Source organism: Pedobacter arcticus A12 (assembly GCF_000302595.1).
GTDB lineage: Bacteria > Bacteroidota > Bacteroidia > Sphingobacteriales > Sphingobacteriaceae > Pseudopedobacter > Pseudopedobacter arcticus.
In genome coordinates, this window is the sequence record NZ_AKZJ01000014.1 from 106,309 (window position 1) to 123,157 (window position 16,849).

13 protein-coding genes are annotated in these 16,849 nt (G+C 37.4%); 4 read left to right on the forward strand and 9 right to left on the reverse strand.

Annotated elements, in window-relative coordinates:
- Positions 1-7 precede the first annotated feature (7 nt).
- The 3 genes from B176_RS18715 to B176_RS0100465 form a co-directional block, all read right to left on the reverse strand.
- Positions 8-1,300: a type I restriction-modification system subunit M gene (locus B176_RS18715; protein ID WP_202803322.1), complete on the reverse strand. Its 1,293-nt coding sequence runs from the start codon at positions 1,298-1,300 to the stop codon at positions 8-10.
- A gap of 23 nt (positions 1,301-1,323) precedes the next feature.
- Positions 1,324-1,593 (reverse strand): type I restriction-modification system subunit M N-terminal domain-containing protein, encoded by a 270-nt coding sequence (locus tag B176_RS21240; protein WP_202803323.1) that lies wholly within the window; start codon positions 1,591-1,593, stop codon positions 1,324-1,326.
- Positions 1,594-1,807: 214 nt separating this feature from the next.
- Positions 1,808-2,722 (reverse strand): YybH family protein, encoded by a 915-nt coding sequence (locus B176_RS0100465; protein ID WP_017256806.1) that lies wholly within the window; start codon positions 2,720-2,722, stop codon positions 1,808-1,810.
- 233 nt (positions 2,723-2,955) lie between these two features.
- Here B176_RS0100465 and B176_RS0100470 point away from each other — a divergent pair, with 233 nt between their 5' ends.
- The 4 genes from B176_RS0100470 (at position 2,956) to B176_RS0100485 (ending at position 7,402) form a co-directional block, all read left to right on the forward strand.
- Positions 2,956-3,717, forward strand: coding sequence for an SDR family oxidoreductase (locus tag B176_RS0100470; protein ID WP_026063062.1), 762 nt, complete (start codon positions 2,956-2,958; stop codon positions 3,715-3,717).
- 92 nt (positions 3,718-3,809) lie between these two features.
- Positions 3,810-4,640 (forward strand): 5-dehydro-4-deoxy-D-glucuronate isomerase, encoded by an 831-nt coding sequence (kduI, locus tag B176_RS0100475; RefSeq protein WP_017256808.1) that lies wholly within the window; start codon positions 3,810-3,812, stop codon positions 4,638-4,640.
- A gap of 118 nt (positions 4,641-4,758) precedes the next feature.
- On the forward strand, positions 4,759-6,165 hold the full coding sequence (uxaC, locus tag B176_RS0100480) for a glucuronate isomerase (protein ID WP_017256809.1): 1,407 nt from the start codon (positions 4,759-4,761) through the stop codon (positions 6,163-6,165).
- Positions 6,166-6,385: 220 nt separating this feature from the next.
- Positions 6,386-7,402 (forward strand): sugar kinase, encoded by a 1,017-nt coding sequence (locus B176_RS0100485; protein WP_017256810.1) that lies wholly within the window; start codon positions 6,386-6,388, stop codon positions 7,400-7,402.
- 356 nt (positions 7,403-7,758) lie between these two features.
- On the opposite strand, the gene B176_RS18720 is transcribed toward B176_RS0100485, so the two are convergent.
- From B176_RS18720 to B176_RS0100515, 6 genes are all read right to left on the reverse strand, one after another.
- The gene (locus B176_RS18720; RefSeq protein WP_017256811.1) at positions 7,759-10,167 is read right to left on the reverse strand and encodes an outer membrane beta-barrel protein; all 2,409 of its coding nucleotides are present in this window, start codon (positions 10,165-10,167) and stop codon (positions 7,759-7,761) included.
- Between the two features lie 84 nt (positions 10,168-10,251).
- Entirely contained in the window at positions 10,252-11,385 is a 1,134-nt protein-coding gene (locus tag B176_RS0100495; protein WP_017256812.1) for a PepSY-associated TM helix domain-containing protein, read from the reverse strand.
- 91 nt (positions 11,386-11,476) lie between these two features.
- The gene (locus B176_RS0100500; RefSeq protein WP_017256813.1) at positions 11,477-12,667 is read right to left on the reverse strand and encodes a DUF4374 domain-containing protein; all 1,191 of its coding nucleotides are present in this window, start codon (positions 12,665-12,667) and stop codon (positions 11,477-11,479) included.
- 13 nt (positions 12,668-12,680) lie between these two features.
- Complete coding sequence (locus tag B176_RS0100505) at positions 12,681-15,038, reverse strand: TonB-dependent receptor (RefSeq protein WP_017256814.1); 2,358 nt, start codon at positions 15,036-15,038, stop codon at positions 12,681-12,683.
- 91 nt (positions 15,039-15,129) lie between these two features.
- Positions 15,130-15,447, reverse strand: a complete 318-nt coding sequence (locus tag B176_RS0100510) for a DUF6686 family protein (RefSeq protein WP_017256815.1) — start codon at positions 15,445-15,447, stop codon at positions 15,130-15,132.
- Positions 15,448-15,609: 162 nt separating this feature from the next.
- Entirely contained in the window at positions 15,610-16,836 is a 1,227-nt protein-coding gene (locus B176_RS0100515; protein ID WP_017256816.1) for a DUF4374 domain-containing protein, read from the reverse strand.
- Positions 16,837-16,849: the final 13 nt, after the last annotated feature.

The following is a 16,849-nucleotide window of genomic DNA, read 5'->3' on the forward strand; positions in this document are numbered from 1 at the left end:
CTCGTAATTAAAACACCAAACCCAACTCCTTAAAATAACCAGCAATTTCTACATCCAGCTCCGCTCGTTTGGCTTCCAATTCTTTAATCTCACTCATTACCAAATGAATGTCAATTTCTTCCTCTTCCTCAAAAGTATCTACATAGCGAGGGATGTTTAGGTTAAAATCGTTCTCTGCAATTTCTGCTAGTGAGGCTAAGTGGCTGTACTTTTCTATTACAGTTCTGTTTCTGTAGGTGTCAATAATTTTATCAATATGCTCATCGCGGAGGATGTTTTGAGTTTTTACTTTATCAAAATCATTGCTGGCATCAATAAATAAAATATCATCGGGGTTTTCTCGACATTTTTTAAACACCAAAATGCAAGTCGGGATACTAGTTCCGTAAAAAATATTTGCCGGCAAACCAATTACAGCATCTAAATAATTTTTGTTTTCAATCAGGTATTTACGGATGTGCAACTCGGCGGCACCCCTAAACAAAACGCCATGCGGTAAAACCACTGCCATGGTTCCGTTTTCTGCCAAATGATAAACCATGTGCTGCACAAATGCAAAATCGGCTTTACTAGCTGGCGCTAATTTTCTGTATTGGCTAAAGCGGTCATCACTTGTAAATATGGGATTCGCACTCCAATTTGCAGAAAAAGGCGGATTTGCCACAATTGCTTCAAACTGGTGTTCGATGTGTTGAGGATTCTCTAAGGTATCTTCTTGCTTAATGTCAAAATTGCGATAATGTACACCATGCAAAATCATATTCATGCGGGCAAGGTTGTAAGTGGTACGGTTCATTTCTTGACCGTAAAAATTGCTTACATCTTTTACTTCCCGGGCCACGCGAAGCAACAAAGATCCTGAACCGCAAGTAGGGTCATAAACAGAGCGTAATTTTTGTTTGCCGGTAGTTACTATTTTAGCCAAAATTTTAGAAACTTCCTGAGGCGTATAAAACTCGCCCGCTTTTTTTCCAGCTCCACTGGCGAATTGCCCAATTAAATACTCGTAAGAATCTCCTAAAATATCAGATTCAGATTCTTCCAGTTTAAAATCTATTTTATCTAAATGCGAAAGTACTTTTGCAATGATGGCGTTTCTAGCATCAGGCGTTTTACCCAGCTTGGTGCTGTTTAAATCCATATCCTCAAACAGGTTATCAAAGTCCTCTTCGCTGGCTGTCCCCATGGTACTCAGCTGAATATTGATCAATATTTTTTGAAGATCTTCTAAAATGAAATTGGTTTTGGCCTCATCAAAAAGCGATTCATCTTCGTTATTGCCTCTACCTCTTTTCGCCACTTCGCCAAAAAGCTCATCAGGTTTTAAAAATAGCCTAACTTTTCTAAAGATTCTTCTTTGATGGCTTCTAAAAACTCATTGCCTTGTGGAGTTGTCGCATTTATCGCTCTAAACCCAATTTTATCTTGCTTTAAAATAGCATTGGCAAATATTTCCATTTTCTCACTTAGGTATTTATAAAAAATAAAACCCAAGATATAATCACGAAACTCATCGGCATTCATTTTGCCTCTAAGTGTGTTTGCAATATTCCAAAGTTGTTGTTCTAATGCTTTTTTTTGATCTTCTGACATTGTAAATTTTATTCGATGGTTAAAACTACATTTTTATTCCTTAATGCATTTATATAAAGGCTAAAAGCAAAATGCACAAAGCTTAAAGCTAAAAACCTATATTACAGAATGTTAACTCTATTATTTGTGAAATTAATTAATGGACTCTATATAATTTAGGATTACCGCCCAACAAAAAATCCATTGTTAGGTATCTGTTTTATCGAGTTTAATGCTACTCCCTCTCCTTCGGAGAGGACTGGGGTGAGGCTTCCTCCACATACATATCTGCTAAAATATACCACTTACTATCGTCGCCTTTTTTCCAAATTCTAATATAATTGTATTTGTTTACGCCAATGCTTGCTTTGCCGTTTGTATAAGCTAAATCTCCGCTAAAAGCTCGGTCAACAAAAGTAGGGTTCGAGGTTATGTGTTGGTTTCTTTGGTCGATAAAATTTATGGCCTGCTGTTTTCCGATAAAAGGCAACTCATCTGGGAAATAAAGCCTTACATCATCAGCGTAGTATTCTGAGAAGTTTTTATTGCCCGATCGGATGAGCGCTTTGCTAAAAAGTAAATCTGTGCTAAACACAATATCTTCCCGCATTTTTACTTTTTTTGGACCTATAAGTTTAGGGTACTTGTAATTTGAGGGGTCAATAAACTGAGGGTCGACCTCTTTTACAGGTTTCTTATGCTCAATACCAGCATCTAAAGCCAATCGCCACTTTTTGTTTTTCTCCGCTTTCCACACCGATAGGTAATGCCCGTAGCTCAACTTTTCGTCTTTTTTAATGGTGTATAAGCCCGCGGTAAAGCCAAAGTAGCCACTTTTAGAAATCAAGGCGAAATCTGGTTGCCATCCCAACTCAAAATCAGCAGGTTCTTGCTTGCTATAAAAATCTATAATATTTACTGGGTTTGGTCTAAAAGTAACACCAGTTTTGTCGGCCATTTCTATAAAAGCTTGGTTTAATCCTTTTTTGATGGCCAGGTTGTTAAAGTAAGCTTCTGTTTTTAGCAAAGAATTTACTGTACCATTTGTTTTTTGGGCAAAAGAAGGAACAGCTAAAAAAGCAGTAAAGCAAAACAATATAAGAGTAGATTTTAGACGGTAGGTATTTGTATCGGAAAATAGAGTATTCATTTGTATATCGAAAATGTTTAAATGGAATTTCAATTTAGCTTAAATATACAGGAGCTGCAAAAAAGAAATTATGCTAAGTAAATATAAAGTCAAAAAGTGTTAATTACCGCAAACGATTGCATAAATAAATACCTCCATTTCGGCGCTCAAACAATTTAAAATCACTAATCTTGTTAAAGGCTAAAACTGCAAACCAGCAGCATAAAGCTTTGTATAAACCAAAAGATATTAAAATGAGTTTATTTGATTTAAGTGGTAAAGTTGCTTTAGTTACCGGATGCAACAAGGGAATAGGTAAAGGAATGGCTTTAGCTTTAGCAAAAGCCGGAGCGGATATTATTGGTGTTTCTGCCAGTATGCCGTTAAGTGGTGGCGATACGGAACTTGAAGTACAAAAATTAGGTAAAAAGTTTAAGGCCTACCAGTGCAATTTTGGTGATAGACCTTCTTTAGAAGCATTTATTGAGAAAGTAAAAGCAGAAAACCCAGTAATAGATATATTGGTAAATAACGCTGGAACTATACAAAGAGCGCCAATTGCCGAACATCCGAATGAAATGTGGGACAATGTGCTTGCAATCAATTTAGATGCACCGTTTATTTTAACCCGCGAAATAGGCAGAAGAATGGTTGAGCAAGGATCTGGAAAAGTAATTTTCACAGCTTCGTTATTAACTTTCCAAGGTGGTATTACGGTGCCAGGTTATGCAGCAAGTAAAGGCGCTGTAGGTAGTTTAGTTAAAGCATTTGCTAACGAGTGGGCGTCAAAAGGTGTAAACGTTAACGCCGTTGCTCCGGGTTACATCGCTACAGATAATACAGAAGCTTTACGTAACGACGAAGAAAGAAGCAAATCTATTTTATCCAGAATACCAGCCAACCGGTGGGGAACACCAGAAGATTTTGGTGGCGTAACCGTTTTTCTAGCTTCAAAAGCAGCAGATTATGTACACGGAACTGTAATCACCGTTGACGGTGGATGGATGGGACGTTAATTTTCAATGCGGAAAGCTAAAACCTAGATTTCAGAATTTAGCCGTTTAATTATTAAAAAAAAACGCTAATAAGTATAAAAAAGATTAAAGACATGAAACAGAGATATCATAACAGCCAAAAAGAAGTAAAAGGGATGAACACTGCAGAATTGCGTGAACAATTCCTGATTGAAGATTTAATGACAAAAGGTGAAATTAAATTCACTTACAGCCATTACGATAGAATGATTATTGGTGGTGCTGTACCAACTAGCGGAAGCTTGAAATTAGATAACTTCCCAATGTTAAAAGCTGATTTCTTTTTAGAAAGAAGAGAAATGGGTGTAATTAACGTAGCTGGAGCTGGAACCATCAGCGTTGACGGTAAAACTTACGACTTAGCAAAGAAGGATTGTTTATACATTAGCAGAGGAAGCAAAGACATCAGTTTTTCTTCTAAAGATGCTAGCTCACCAGCAGAATTTTACATTTTATCTGCGCCAGCACATAAAGAATATCCAACAACTTTGATGAAAGAAGCAGATGCTACTCCAGTAGTTTTAGGTTCGGCAGAAACATCAAACCACAGAACAATCCATAAATACATTTATGCAGATGGCATACAAAGCTGCCAATTGGTAATGGGCTTAACTACGTTAACAACAGGTAGCGTTTGGAATACCATGCCATCTCATGTGCATGATAGAAGAATGGAAGCTTATTTCTACTTTGATTTAGCGGCAGACCAAACAGTTTTCCATTTTATGGGCGAACCACAAGAAACTCGTCACATGACGGTTCATAACAATCAAGCAATTATTAGCCCACCATGGTCAATCCACTCTGGTTGTGCTACAGCTAGTTATTCCTTTATTTGGGGAATGGGTGGCGAAAACCAGGATTATGGCGATATGGATCCAGTTGCGATCATAGATTTAAAATAATCAAAAGCTTAAAGCCCCTCTTTCATTGTTAAAATTGGTTAGGTTCTAATGAAATTTATGGGGGGCTTTTTTTCTTCTTCGAAGATAAAAACCTACTTAAAACACAAAAAGCATAAGAATGAAAGACGGAAACGTAATACCCGACGATTTTTTATTGTACTCTGAAAGCGCTAGAATCCTTTACCATAACTACGCCAAAGACCTACCAATAATTGATTACCATAATCATTTGCCCCCTAATGAGATAGCCGAAAACAAGAATTTTAAAACCATGACAGAGGTCTGGTTAAAAGGCGATCATTACAAATGGAGAGCGATGCGTACTTTGGCGGTAGATGAGCGTTTTATCACTGGCGATGCATCTGACGAGGAAAAGTTTATGGCTTGGGCAAAAATAGTACCGTCAACCGTAAGAAATCCATTGTTTCATTGGAGCCATATGGAGCTAAAAAAGCCTTTTGGCGTAAAAAAGTTTTTAAATGAAAAATCGGCTAAAGAGATTTACGAACACGGTAACCAATTGCTGGCACAAAAAGATTTTTCTACACAAGGGCTGTTAAAGCAGTTCAATGTTAAAATGGTAGGTACTACAGATGACCCAACCGATTCTTTGGAACATCATAAAGCGCTGATTGATCAGGGTTTCGAGATCAAAGTAAAACCATCTTTCCGTCCGGATAAATCTTTTGCCGTAGCTGATGCAGTTACTTACCGAGCTTATATTAAAAAACTTTCTGCAGTTTCGGGTATTCAAATAACCGATGTAGAATCTTTAATAGCGGCCTTACGTAACCGGATTGAGTTCTTTGCAGCTCATGGCGCTTCCATCTCAGATCACGGCTTAACAAGCGTTCCTTCAAAATTGACGCTTACCGACGCTGAAAAATCAGAGTTCAGTAAATTGTTAAAAGGAGAGGTTGATGATTATTCAAATTCCGATGCTTTTGCAGGCTACGTTTTAACTGAGTTGGCTAAAATATACCACCAAAAAGGTTGGGTACAGCAGTTCCATTTAGGTGCAATTAGAAATAACAACCACGGTATGTTACGCAAAATTGGCCCAGATACTGGTTTCGACTCTATCGGCGATTTTAAACAGGCTACAAGTTTATCTAATTTCTTAGGCAATCTAAGTTTGGATGATCAATTGGCTAAAACCATTATTTATAACCTTAACCCTGCAGATAACGATGTGTTTGCAGCGATGACCGCTAACTTTGCCGATGGGAAAGTTAAGGGAAAAGTACAGTTTGGTTCTGGCTGGTGGTTTTTAGATCAAAAAGATGGTATGGAAAAGCAATTGAATTCCTTATCAAACATGGGTGTTTTAGGCACTTTTGTAGGGATGTTGACTGATTCACGTAGCTTCTTATCATACCCTCGTCATGAGTATTTTAGAAGAATTTTGTGTAATATTTTAGGCAGTGAAATGGAAAACGGACAGGTGCCTAATGATGAGCAATGGATTGGTGGTATGGTTAGTGATATCTGCTATAATAACGCTAAAGAATATTTTGGATTGTAAAATTTAACGTCACCTCGAGGGAAACGAGAGGTCTCACAAGCAATTTACCATGCAAAATGTAGACTTTTTAGATGAGATGTCTCCTCTCGTCGACAGGACGCCCGTTTGAATATTACTTTGAATAGTTGTTTCTATTATTAGGCATAACCATAAGGTTTATGCCTATTTTTTTAAGGCCTAGCAACAACAAAAATCAACTGCTCTTTTAAATCTCAATCACATGAAAAAAGTACTTTGTTTTGGTGAGTTATTGTTAAGAATATCTCCATCGCCTGTAAATGATCCAAATTCAGCGACAAATCCATTTACGCTTTATATGGGTGGCGCAGAAGCCAACGCAGCAACAGCACTTGCCGGCTGGAATGTTCCGGTACGTTATTGCACCGCATTGCCAGACAATTTTATGAGTCGCCATGTGATTGATTACCTAGATTACAAAGGAATATTTACGTCTTCTATTTTATTTACAGGAGATAGAATTGGCGTTTATTATTTAGAACGTGGTGCCGATTTAAAAGGCAGTATGGTTTATGATAGGGCACATTCTTCATTCTCGCAGCTTAAACCAGGGATGATCGATTGGGATAAAGTATTGCGAGATGTTTCCTGGTTTAACTTTACAGCGATAAGCCCTGCTTTAACGCAAGATGTTGCCGATGTGTGTTTAGAAGGTATTCAAGCAGCATCAGAAAAAGGAATTACCATTTCATGCGATTTAAATTACCGTTCTAAACTTTGGAATTACGGGAAACAGCCTATTGAAATAATGCCCAAATTAATTGAATATTGCGATGTGGTGATGGGCAATATTTGGTCGGCAAATAGTTTGTTGGGAACCCATATTGATTCCGAAATTCATAGCAAAGGTACCCGTGAAGCTTATCTGGCACATGCCGAACTTAGCTCAAAAGAAATTATCCAAAAATTTCCGAAGGTAAAAAGCGTAGCCAACACCTTTAGGTTTGATAGCGATGCCAACGACCTTAAATATTACACCAGTTTGTTTACCGGCGGCAAGTCTTACCATTCGGCAGAGTTTAATTGCGAAGGTGTAGTTGACCGTTCGGGCAGTGGAGATTGCTTTATGGCTGGTTTAATTTATGGTTTTTACAATCAAAACGAGCCACAAGATATCATTGATTATGCTACGTCTGCAGCTTTTGGAAAACTTCAGGAGCAGGGCGACGCTACAGGGCAAGATGTATTGACGGTGAAAAAAGGCGAGCTAGGGAAATAAACGGTCCTTTTTGAATTTTCAACTTAGCACTAAGAACAAGCTTACTCAACAAGTTGCTTGTTAACATTCTATAATATAAATTTTGACTATTAACGCTAGGGCGTTTTAGTACGCTGTGTCTTTTGGTAGAGAAATCCAAAAGTATGTCGCTGTCATCGTTAACGGCTATTTAACCTTTCTAACTGTTTAATTAACATCTATTTTATCCAACTGCGGTTATTAATTGAATCGGAAATCATTTGAACCTAACAGTAACCTAACTCAGAAAAAGAATCTGTATTGTCCCTGTTAAGTCCGAGTGATATCTTTGTTAAGTGCGTGGTAATATCGAGTAATTACTACGCTTTCCAGTCGTTTTAGTTTCCTTTAACCCTTACTTGCACATCCTCGCTTCCTGTTGTTCTGTCTCTTTTACTGATGTTTTGATTGCCAAAACGATAAATGAAAGAAAGGATAGCTCGGCGACTGTCTATGCGGATGCGTGTGCGCATATCGATGTTTTCGTAATTGGTGGTACGTTTAAATTGGATGGTTTGGAAAATATCATTCACCATCAATTTAATAGTACCCATTTTGTTTAACACTGATTTCTGGAAACCTGCCGAAACGCCATAGTAAGCCTGTTGCGAAGAAACTCCGTAAACACTTTTGCCATCGTAAAAAGCGCTTAATTCTGCACCATATCCATTTCCCAATTTGAATGTATTTTGCGTGTTCAAATTAAAACTGGTCATTTGGTTATCAAAGTTTCCGCTCTGGTGTTCGCCTTTGTATCGGTTATGGAAAACGTTGGCAAAGTGCGTAGCTGTCCACCAAGCGGTAAAATCTGTAGTCGCGGTAAAGCTAATGCCATAGTTCACGAAACTTTCTAAGTTTACCGGAGTAGAGAATGTAGTATTAATGGAATCTATTTGCCCAGGAACCCAGTTCATCACATCTTTGGTGTAATTGTAGCTAATGGCGGTAATGTATTTCTGTTTGTAAATATGGCTTAATTGTAAAGCATCCGTGAGCTCCGGTTTTAAAAATGGGTTTCCTTGATAAAATAGAAACGGATCTCTAAATACCCTAAACGGATTCAGCTCATCGTAGCTTGGGCGTTCAATTCGTTTGCTATAAGCCAATTGAATTTTATGGTTTTCGCCAAAAGGCTTGGTAGCAAAAAACGTCGGAAAAAGCTGAAAGTGATTCCGTTTTACCAAAGAATCTGAAGTAATTTGGTGACCTCTACTTTGCGTAAACTCGCCACGCAAACCTGCTTGCAAACTAAGTTTTCCGAACTCTTTATTAATAGACAAATAGCCTGCATGAATTTGTTCTTTGTACCTAAAGTGGTTGCTACTGCCCGTATCATTTATCCATTGATTGTTTTTTAGCGTATCATATCGTAGGTTATTATCAGAATTAACCAGACTGCTTTTTAAGCCGGTTTCTAGTTTAGTGCTTTTGCCGATGGTTTCTGTAAAGTCTATTTTAGCTACATAAACATCCGTAACGGAAGGCACATAACCCTTTCGGGAAGAGGACCCACCGTTATAAGCACTACCCGTTCCTTTATACTTGGTATCTAAATTTAAGCGTGAGGTAAAGGCGTTGCTGGAATAATCAACATCTGCGCTAAGCTCCCTACCTTCTTTTGTAAACTTAAGGACGTAATTGAGGTTATAACTCAGGTTTTCCCAGCTTTGTTTATCGTAATTGTGGCTAAGGGCGTCACTAATTGTGGTGTTTGTGTTATTGTTTAACAAGATGTTGCCGGTATTGCTATCATGAGTGTATTTACCCGTATTGCCGTTAAATAATAAGCCAAAGGTGTTTTTGTCATTTAAAAAATAATCGGCGCCGGCTCTAAAATTGTGGGTGTTTAAAGGTTCGTTGGTTTTGGTGTTTTGTAAAGATGTACGATCGGGTTTGCCAGAAGTGTTGTTGTCATCATAAAAATTACGGACAAAATCCAAATACTCAGTTTCTCCGCGATAAGCATAATTGTAATTTCCGTAAAGGTTTACTTTTTCAGAACGATAGTTTAAACTTGTTCCGCTTCCATATCTTGCGTTTCTACTACTGCCACCGTTTACCGTAACCGAACCGTTGAAACCTACTGCCGTATTTTTCTTCATCACAATGTTGATGATTCCGCCGTTTCCAGCAGCATCATATTTTGAGGAAGGATTGCTCATCACCTCAATTTTACTGATGGAGGTAGAGCTAGTTCCTTTTAAAAGGTTAGCTAGTTCTTTGCCGGATAGGTAAGTTAGTTTTCCATTTAACAACACCATCGTCCCTGGGCGACCTTTCAACGAAACGCTACCTTCATCATCTACCGATACGCCAGGAGCTTTTTCCAACAGTTCTAGAGCGGTACTTCCTTCTGCCAAAATGCTATTTTCCACGTTGATTACCATACGGTCAATACGCTGTTCAATCAGTGGTTTTTGTGCAGTTACCACAACCGTATTTAGCATTTTACCTCCGTCTGGTTTCATTGCTAACACTCCTAAGTCGAGCCGTTTTAAGCCTTCGTGATTGAAAGCATCACTGTTGTAGGGTTGAAAACCGAGGGAACTGGCTTTTATCAGATATGTTCCGTTGATGATATTATCGAAATAAAATGAGCCAGCACTATCTGTTAAAGTGCTTTTAACTTGTACAGAGTCTGGGAGCTTTAACATAGCGACTCCGGCATACGGTATTGCTTGGGTATGGTGGTCAACTAATTTACCAATAATACGGTTGTTTTGGGCGTGTAATGTCCCGGTTGCCAAAATTAGGCAACTTATAAAAAGTGTCTTTTGAAACATAATAAGAAGAAGTATATCGCTTTGTTGAACCGATTAATTAGGTGCTGATTAAGCTTGGATATTGCTTATTAGCTGCTTTCGTCTTTTTCGGATTTTCTTTTTCCACCTGCCCCACCAAATGTAAAAGCCGGTAATAGGTAAACTAGCGCAAATAATACTGATGAAAAAGAAAAGTATTTTGGTGGGGAGTCCGCCAATAGCACCAACGTGTAAAGAGAAATTATTTCGCCTTAACCAATTAGCAAATTGTTCATCTTTTAGTTTGTATTGAGAGGACGGTAATTCTTTTAAAGTGTGTTGATCTAGATTAACATAGCGCCAAGAACCATTATGCATATCAACACATAGTTCAATAACATCTGATGCTTTTTTAGGGAACGAAACAATAATTTGGTCTTTGTTGTAGTCACCAATTTCATTCTTACCTTTTTTCCAGGCCTTATCAACTTGTTGTAAAGAAACAAGTTGTGGGTTTTTGGTAGTGTCTGATTTAGAGATAATTCGCTCTGTTTTAACTCCTCCACTTAGCCAATAAACTCCATTGTTAAACCAAGAAAAACTCATGATTAATCCAGTAACGGCAATAATTAATGCTATAGTGAGCGAATAGAACCCCAAAACGCTATGTAAATCATAATTTAAGCGTTTAAAACGAGCTTTCCATTTTACTGTAAAGCTGTTGTTTATTTCTTTTTTGTTCCACCTTTTTGGCCACCACATGATAACGCCACTAAGTAATAGAAAGAAAAAAATAAAAGTTCCCCAACCCACAATTGGTTCACCTATTTTTTCGGGAAACCAAAGATGAAAATGCCCTTCTTCAATGAAGTGGAAAAAATCTTCATGATGAACCATGGCCACTATTTCCGCAGTATATGGATTTACATATACCATAGAATCGGAATTCAAACTGAAATGGACGGTTTTCCCTTCTCCGTGGTACCAGATGGAGTAAATTTCTTTGTTCGGCAAAGCATTAGCCACAGCTTTATACAAAACCGAAGGCGCTAATTGTTCTCCTTGTTTTTCGGTATGTAGCCAAGGGCTTGTAAGCTGTCGAATCTCTTGTTCAAAGACTAAAATACAGCCTGTAATACTTAAAATTATAACGATAATGCCAGATACAATTCCAAGCCACAAGTGTAGCCAGGCATTAATTTTCAAAAAAATATTTTTTGCCATTTTAACTTTAATAAGAATCAGGAAAATTGTTGATTAACTGCATAAAAAGGCTGAGCGTTAGCTTGGTCAACCTTTCCACACGTGATTAGAATTATAGCTCATCAATTCTTAAGATGTAGTCAAAATCTCCCTTGATGTTTATTCCCTTAGTAACTTCATAAGTTGTAGTGTTTAAGCTCCAAACGTAATCGTTTGTGCCTTCACCATTAATTACAATATGAACTTTACTGCCATTTACAATAACGCTTTGTAAATAATCGCTGTTATCTCTTGGCAAATCAGTAAGCTTTTTAACCAGAGTTTTGTTGTGCAAGTCTATTATGGCAAACTCATAAGTATGGTTACTAGCAAGGATGCCTGTGTTGTTGTATTTTATAATAGCCTTACCGTTTCCAATAGCCCATAAGCCAATGGCATCGCTTCCGGTGACAGCACTTACGTTAAATTTATAAGACTGATCAATAGTTGTTGTGCCTTTCTTGTATCTATACACTACGTTTGGCAAAGTTTTGTTCACCATTTGAGGGGTAGTTAACATGTATACATCGCCATTGCTATCTACGTTTGAAGACGCAGTCCATAAACGGCTGCTTCCGTTTCCGGCAGATGCGGCATCTTCTTCTGTACCTATCATTGTTAAACCTGTACTGCTATATTTTGCTACGGCAAATAATGCTTTATCGTAACTTGGATCTGGCCAGTCTTTAGCATAATTGAATCCGAAATAAACATTCCCGTCAGAATATTCTAAATTCCCAATGCGGTAACCGGTATAACCTGTAGGAAGCGCAGGAAGTGTTAGTTCACCATTTACAAATTTGAAAGTTTCGATATCTACAATAGAATAAAGTGTTTTGGTATAGTCACCATTTGGACCAACAATAAGTAAGGTTTTATCGTTAACCCAAGTATAGGTGGCAGAAGCAAAATTCACGTGTACATACGGCACCTCTTTTACAGCCGTCCAGTTGTTGCTTTTTAGCTCAAATTTTACAAAAGATCCTTCTTCTTCATTGACGTAATAATAATATCCTTTATGAGGAATAATTCCGTAATCTGCCTTTCCTGTAATTTCTCTTCCGTTTCCTGATAAGGAAACACTGCCGGTGTCTACTGAATTTACACCAACCACATATTGTGCGGTATTTGGCCAATTACCAACTTGTATCCACAAAAAGTAATTTCCATCCGTTTGGTTGTCCGGAGATGTTTTATCTTTTGAGCAGGAGAACAAAACAACTGATAAAAGTAATAGTGCTACTGATTTGAATATAATTTTCATGATTTTTTTGGGTTTAATTTTTGCTAATAAAGTATCTTAATTTTACGTAAAAGGCTCTTCCTTCTTTCTGGAGCTTGAAATTATCGTATGCTAATTGATTTGTTAGGTTGTTACATTCTAAAGAGATGTTGTATTTCGATTTTTGGAAAGAAGAGGTAAGACTTGCGTTATGGATAGTTTGTGAAGGAATATCGTCGATTACGGCACCCAAACCCTCCCATGTTCTATAATACCAGTGAATGAAATTTGTGCTCCAGTTGAACTGAATTCTGGTATCTTTTCCAATCAAATCGTTTTTACCAATTCCAAGGTCTGCATTACCAAAAAACCAAGGTTGGTTGGGTAATCTCTTGTTGTAAGTATTTTCATTGCTAGTACTATTTGCCGAACTAAAACTGATAGATTTTTGATAGCTCGCGTTTACAGTTGCGCTTAAAAGATTTTTATAATTATATCTAATTTCCGCTTCAGCACCGCTGATGTTAATTTTATCTAAATTTTCGTAAATCGTTCTGGGTGTATTAGATTGATAGACTTTGGCATAAATAAAATCTTTTGCATAACGCAAAAAGCCATTCGCTTCTATAAATAACTGATGATTATGGTTTAATGTTTTAGAGTAAAATGTACCCAGATTTAAATTATAACTATGCTCGGGCTTTAAATCTAAATTAGCAATGGTGTTAACGCCATCTCCAAACATTTCTGAAGCTTCCTGTAACCTGTACGCTTTTTCAAACGAGAATTTCACCCCAAAATCCTTAATTACATAATAGCGGCTAGATAAACCATAACCGAGAGAATTGTCTGAACTACTAATATTCTCATAAACCGCAGTAGCCGAAGAGTATTTGTTTAGCTTTAACCCTAAACCATAATATTTTGTAAAAAAAACATTGCTCCATTTATTACTGAACAAATCTTGCTGATACGCCAAACCAACAATGTTTTTTCTCACAAGTCCGGGGTTATCATCCGAAGTGGTAACCAACTCATTAAAAGTGTTGTTTTCTACCCCGTCCAATACGTAATTTAGGTTAAATGAATGCTCGTTATTTATTTTATAGGAAACATTGGTACGTCCAATAATATGCGGTCTGGTTAAATTGTTTATAGTGAAAAAAGAGCCCATTTCTGGCGAGTCGCTATAAGCGTAAATATTGTTCCAATAATATTTTCTTCGGGCTGTATCGGTAACAATAGAAATATCTTTAGAGTAACCCCAATACGTATTTGCATCTAATCCTTTTACAAATAAGTTTCTTTTTGAATACCTAAGGCCGGCGTTTAAGCTATGCCCATGTCTTGTTGCCATACCGTAAACATTTCTCTGGTCCGTTCCGGTTTGCAATTGTTGGTCAAAACCAGTGTAAGAAAAGTTAGCAAACAAGGCATCTGCGTAAGACTTATTGCTGACGCCAACTTCTGCTTGCCCGAATGCAGATTTATACCGGTTATGGAAGCGTTCTGCGTCAAGCGTGATAAACTCGCTGGTTCCGTCTATCGTAATTTTATTGCCAACAATATTGTCTCCAGTGATTCCTCTAACACCTATCATTTTGTAATTGTTGTCCGAATAGTTGGTAAAACCATTCAGTCGCAAAGTGAGCCCATTTTTTTTATCGACAAACTGAGTGCTTAAAGCATTTTTGTTGGTATTAAAAGAACCGTAGGTGGTACTAAAATCAACATAATTTTTAGTATTTCTATTAGTGATGATATTTACCGCGCCACCTAACGCGTCTGAACCTAAAGAAACAGGAACCACTCCTTTATACACCTCAATGCTTTCCGCGAGATTTACAGGGATGTTGTTAAAACTCATGGCTGTTCCTAATATCTCCAGCGGAATACCATCAATAAAAAATTTAATCTGTTTACCTGAGAGTCCGTTTATCGAAAATTCAAAATCGCTACCCACGCCACCTTTTTCCCGAACTTTTACGCCAGTAGATTTATTTAAGAGCTGACTTAGATTGGTGTTTGTATTTGCAAACTGCTTAGTTTCTATGGTGTTTACCGCGAAACCAGATTCCCTTAATTCCTGCGTTTTGGTTTTCCCGATTACTGTAACCATTTGCATTTGCGTACTGCTTTCTTCAAGCATCAGCGTAAGGTTTAGAACCTCACCTGTTTGAACACTTACTTTCTTTTGCAAAGTTTGGTAACCTATATAAGAAACGATAAGAGTGTAATTACCTGCTTTTAGGTTTTCAAAGACAAACTTTCCGTCTTTATCTGTTTGGGTGGACTTAGCCAATTCCTTCAATTGTACGGAAACCTGCACCATTGACCCTTGTTGGTCTTTTACCTGCCCTGAAATTTTGCTGAAATTCTGAGCCGTGGTTATCAAAGAGAAGAAAGATAGCATTGCTATGAGTTGAAGTTTAAAACCTATGTTGTTCCAAGTAAGCATAGTTTATTGATTATGAGTTTTTTAGATTATTTATAGAAATGGTACTTCAATAAATCAAAGCATAAATACCCTGCATATATTCCGCTTCCTCCATGGCGGAGTAAAAGTTTGTCCATTCGTCTTCTGTAAAAGAAAAACAGATATCTGAGTTTGGGGTATGCAAAACCAAGCGTTCTTCGCCATCTGGGAAATGGTAAAAACTCTGGTTAAAATCAGGGCTTTCTGTATATTTTTTAAATGCACTAAACTGACTGGGCGAAAAAGTAAGCATAATGTTTCCATGCCAAATGTAAATGTGTTTGCAAGCCGCACAATAGCTAATGTGGGCTGTTCCTTTTTTGCTTAATGTTAGTTTGTTGCACATACGGATAGATGTTTTTCATCTTCCCAATCCTCTGCAGTTCCCTAAAAATTTCGGCAATTGCAAAGAAATCAGAAGATGGCGAATTTTATTTTATACAGGATTTAAACACCATATAATCCGGTCAACGAAAACACGAATTATATAGAACTTAGCTAAAGCAGTTTAATTTTTTGGAGACAATTTAGTAATGGCAGAAATATCTGTACCACCGCCTGTTATTAATGCACCAGCAGTAGCAATCCCAGTTTTAAGATCTATCCCATAAATACGGACTTCCGTGTTTGTTTTAAATGCTTTGTAAGCTTTTCCGTTTTCTGCGTATAAACTTCCTATTCCAAAATAGTAATCGCCACCATGTAAAGGCAATCCTGTTACCGGTGTAATGGTTTTTGTAGGAAGGTCAACAATTGCCGATTTGAATTCGTAAGAATCGAAAAGAAATCCCCAAAGTAAATTATCTTTTTCGCTAGGGACATAAACAATGTAAGCTTTCTCTCCTCCGATTGGGTATGCCGCCAACACTTTTCCTTTAAGTGAACTTGCTTGAATATCGAAGAAATAATTAGCATCAAAGGAGGTTTGTCCTTTGTTGATACGCAGAATCCCCGAATTTTTTGATGCTTCGAGCATTTCATAACCAGCTGCCAAAGAATTTGATGAAAATGTATAAACGTTTCCTGATGCTGTACGGATAATACCTGTATTTGTATAATACATGCCAATAGCTGTTGTACGCGTATCTTCAATTCTTGAAATAAAATTTAATGAGGGATAATCATAAATTCTTATAAATGCCTTATCTTGTTTCATATCCCAATCTGCATTTCTGTTGAAACCAGAAACATAAACTTTACCATCACTTACAGTAACGCCTGTAGGGAAATCGAAATATTCATTTCCAGTGCTAAAATCATTGAATTTACGGCTGGTAATAATCTGCTGTGCCGGATCATAGATCATTAATTCGTTGCTTGTTGAGCTTCCTTCCCAGGATGCACCGATAATTAATAATTTGTTATCGTCCGTTACTCCGTAAGCGTAAGTAGATTCAATAAATACCCTATTTCCTGCTATTAACTGACTTGCGCTATTCAAATAAAACGGCGCCGCACCTTCTACTTCATTATCACAGGCAAACATCGTATTGGCAACGGGAATATAAGAACCTCCTTGTTCGATACCTTTTCCTGTCATATCTATAGTGCCAGTCATTAACTGTTGAATAGAGTCAAGTGCCAGCATATAATTAGCGTTCCAAGTGTCTGTTTGGTAACCGATAACGTATCTGCTTCCCGGTATATCACCTGATTTTTCTGTTTTGTCCTTTTTACAAGAAAATAGTAATGCTGTAATTACCATTAGCGATAAAAAACTTTTAGTTGTTTTCATTATTGTGATTTTA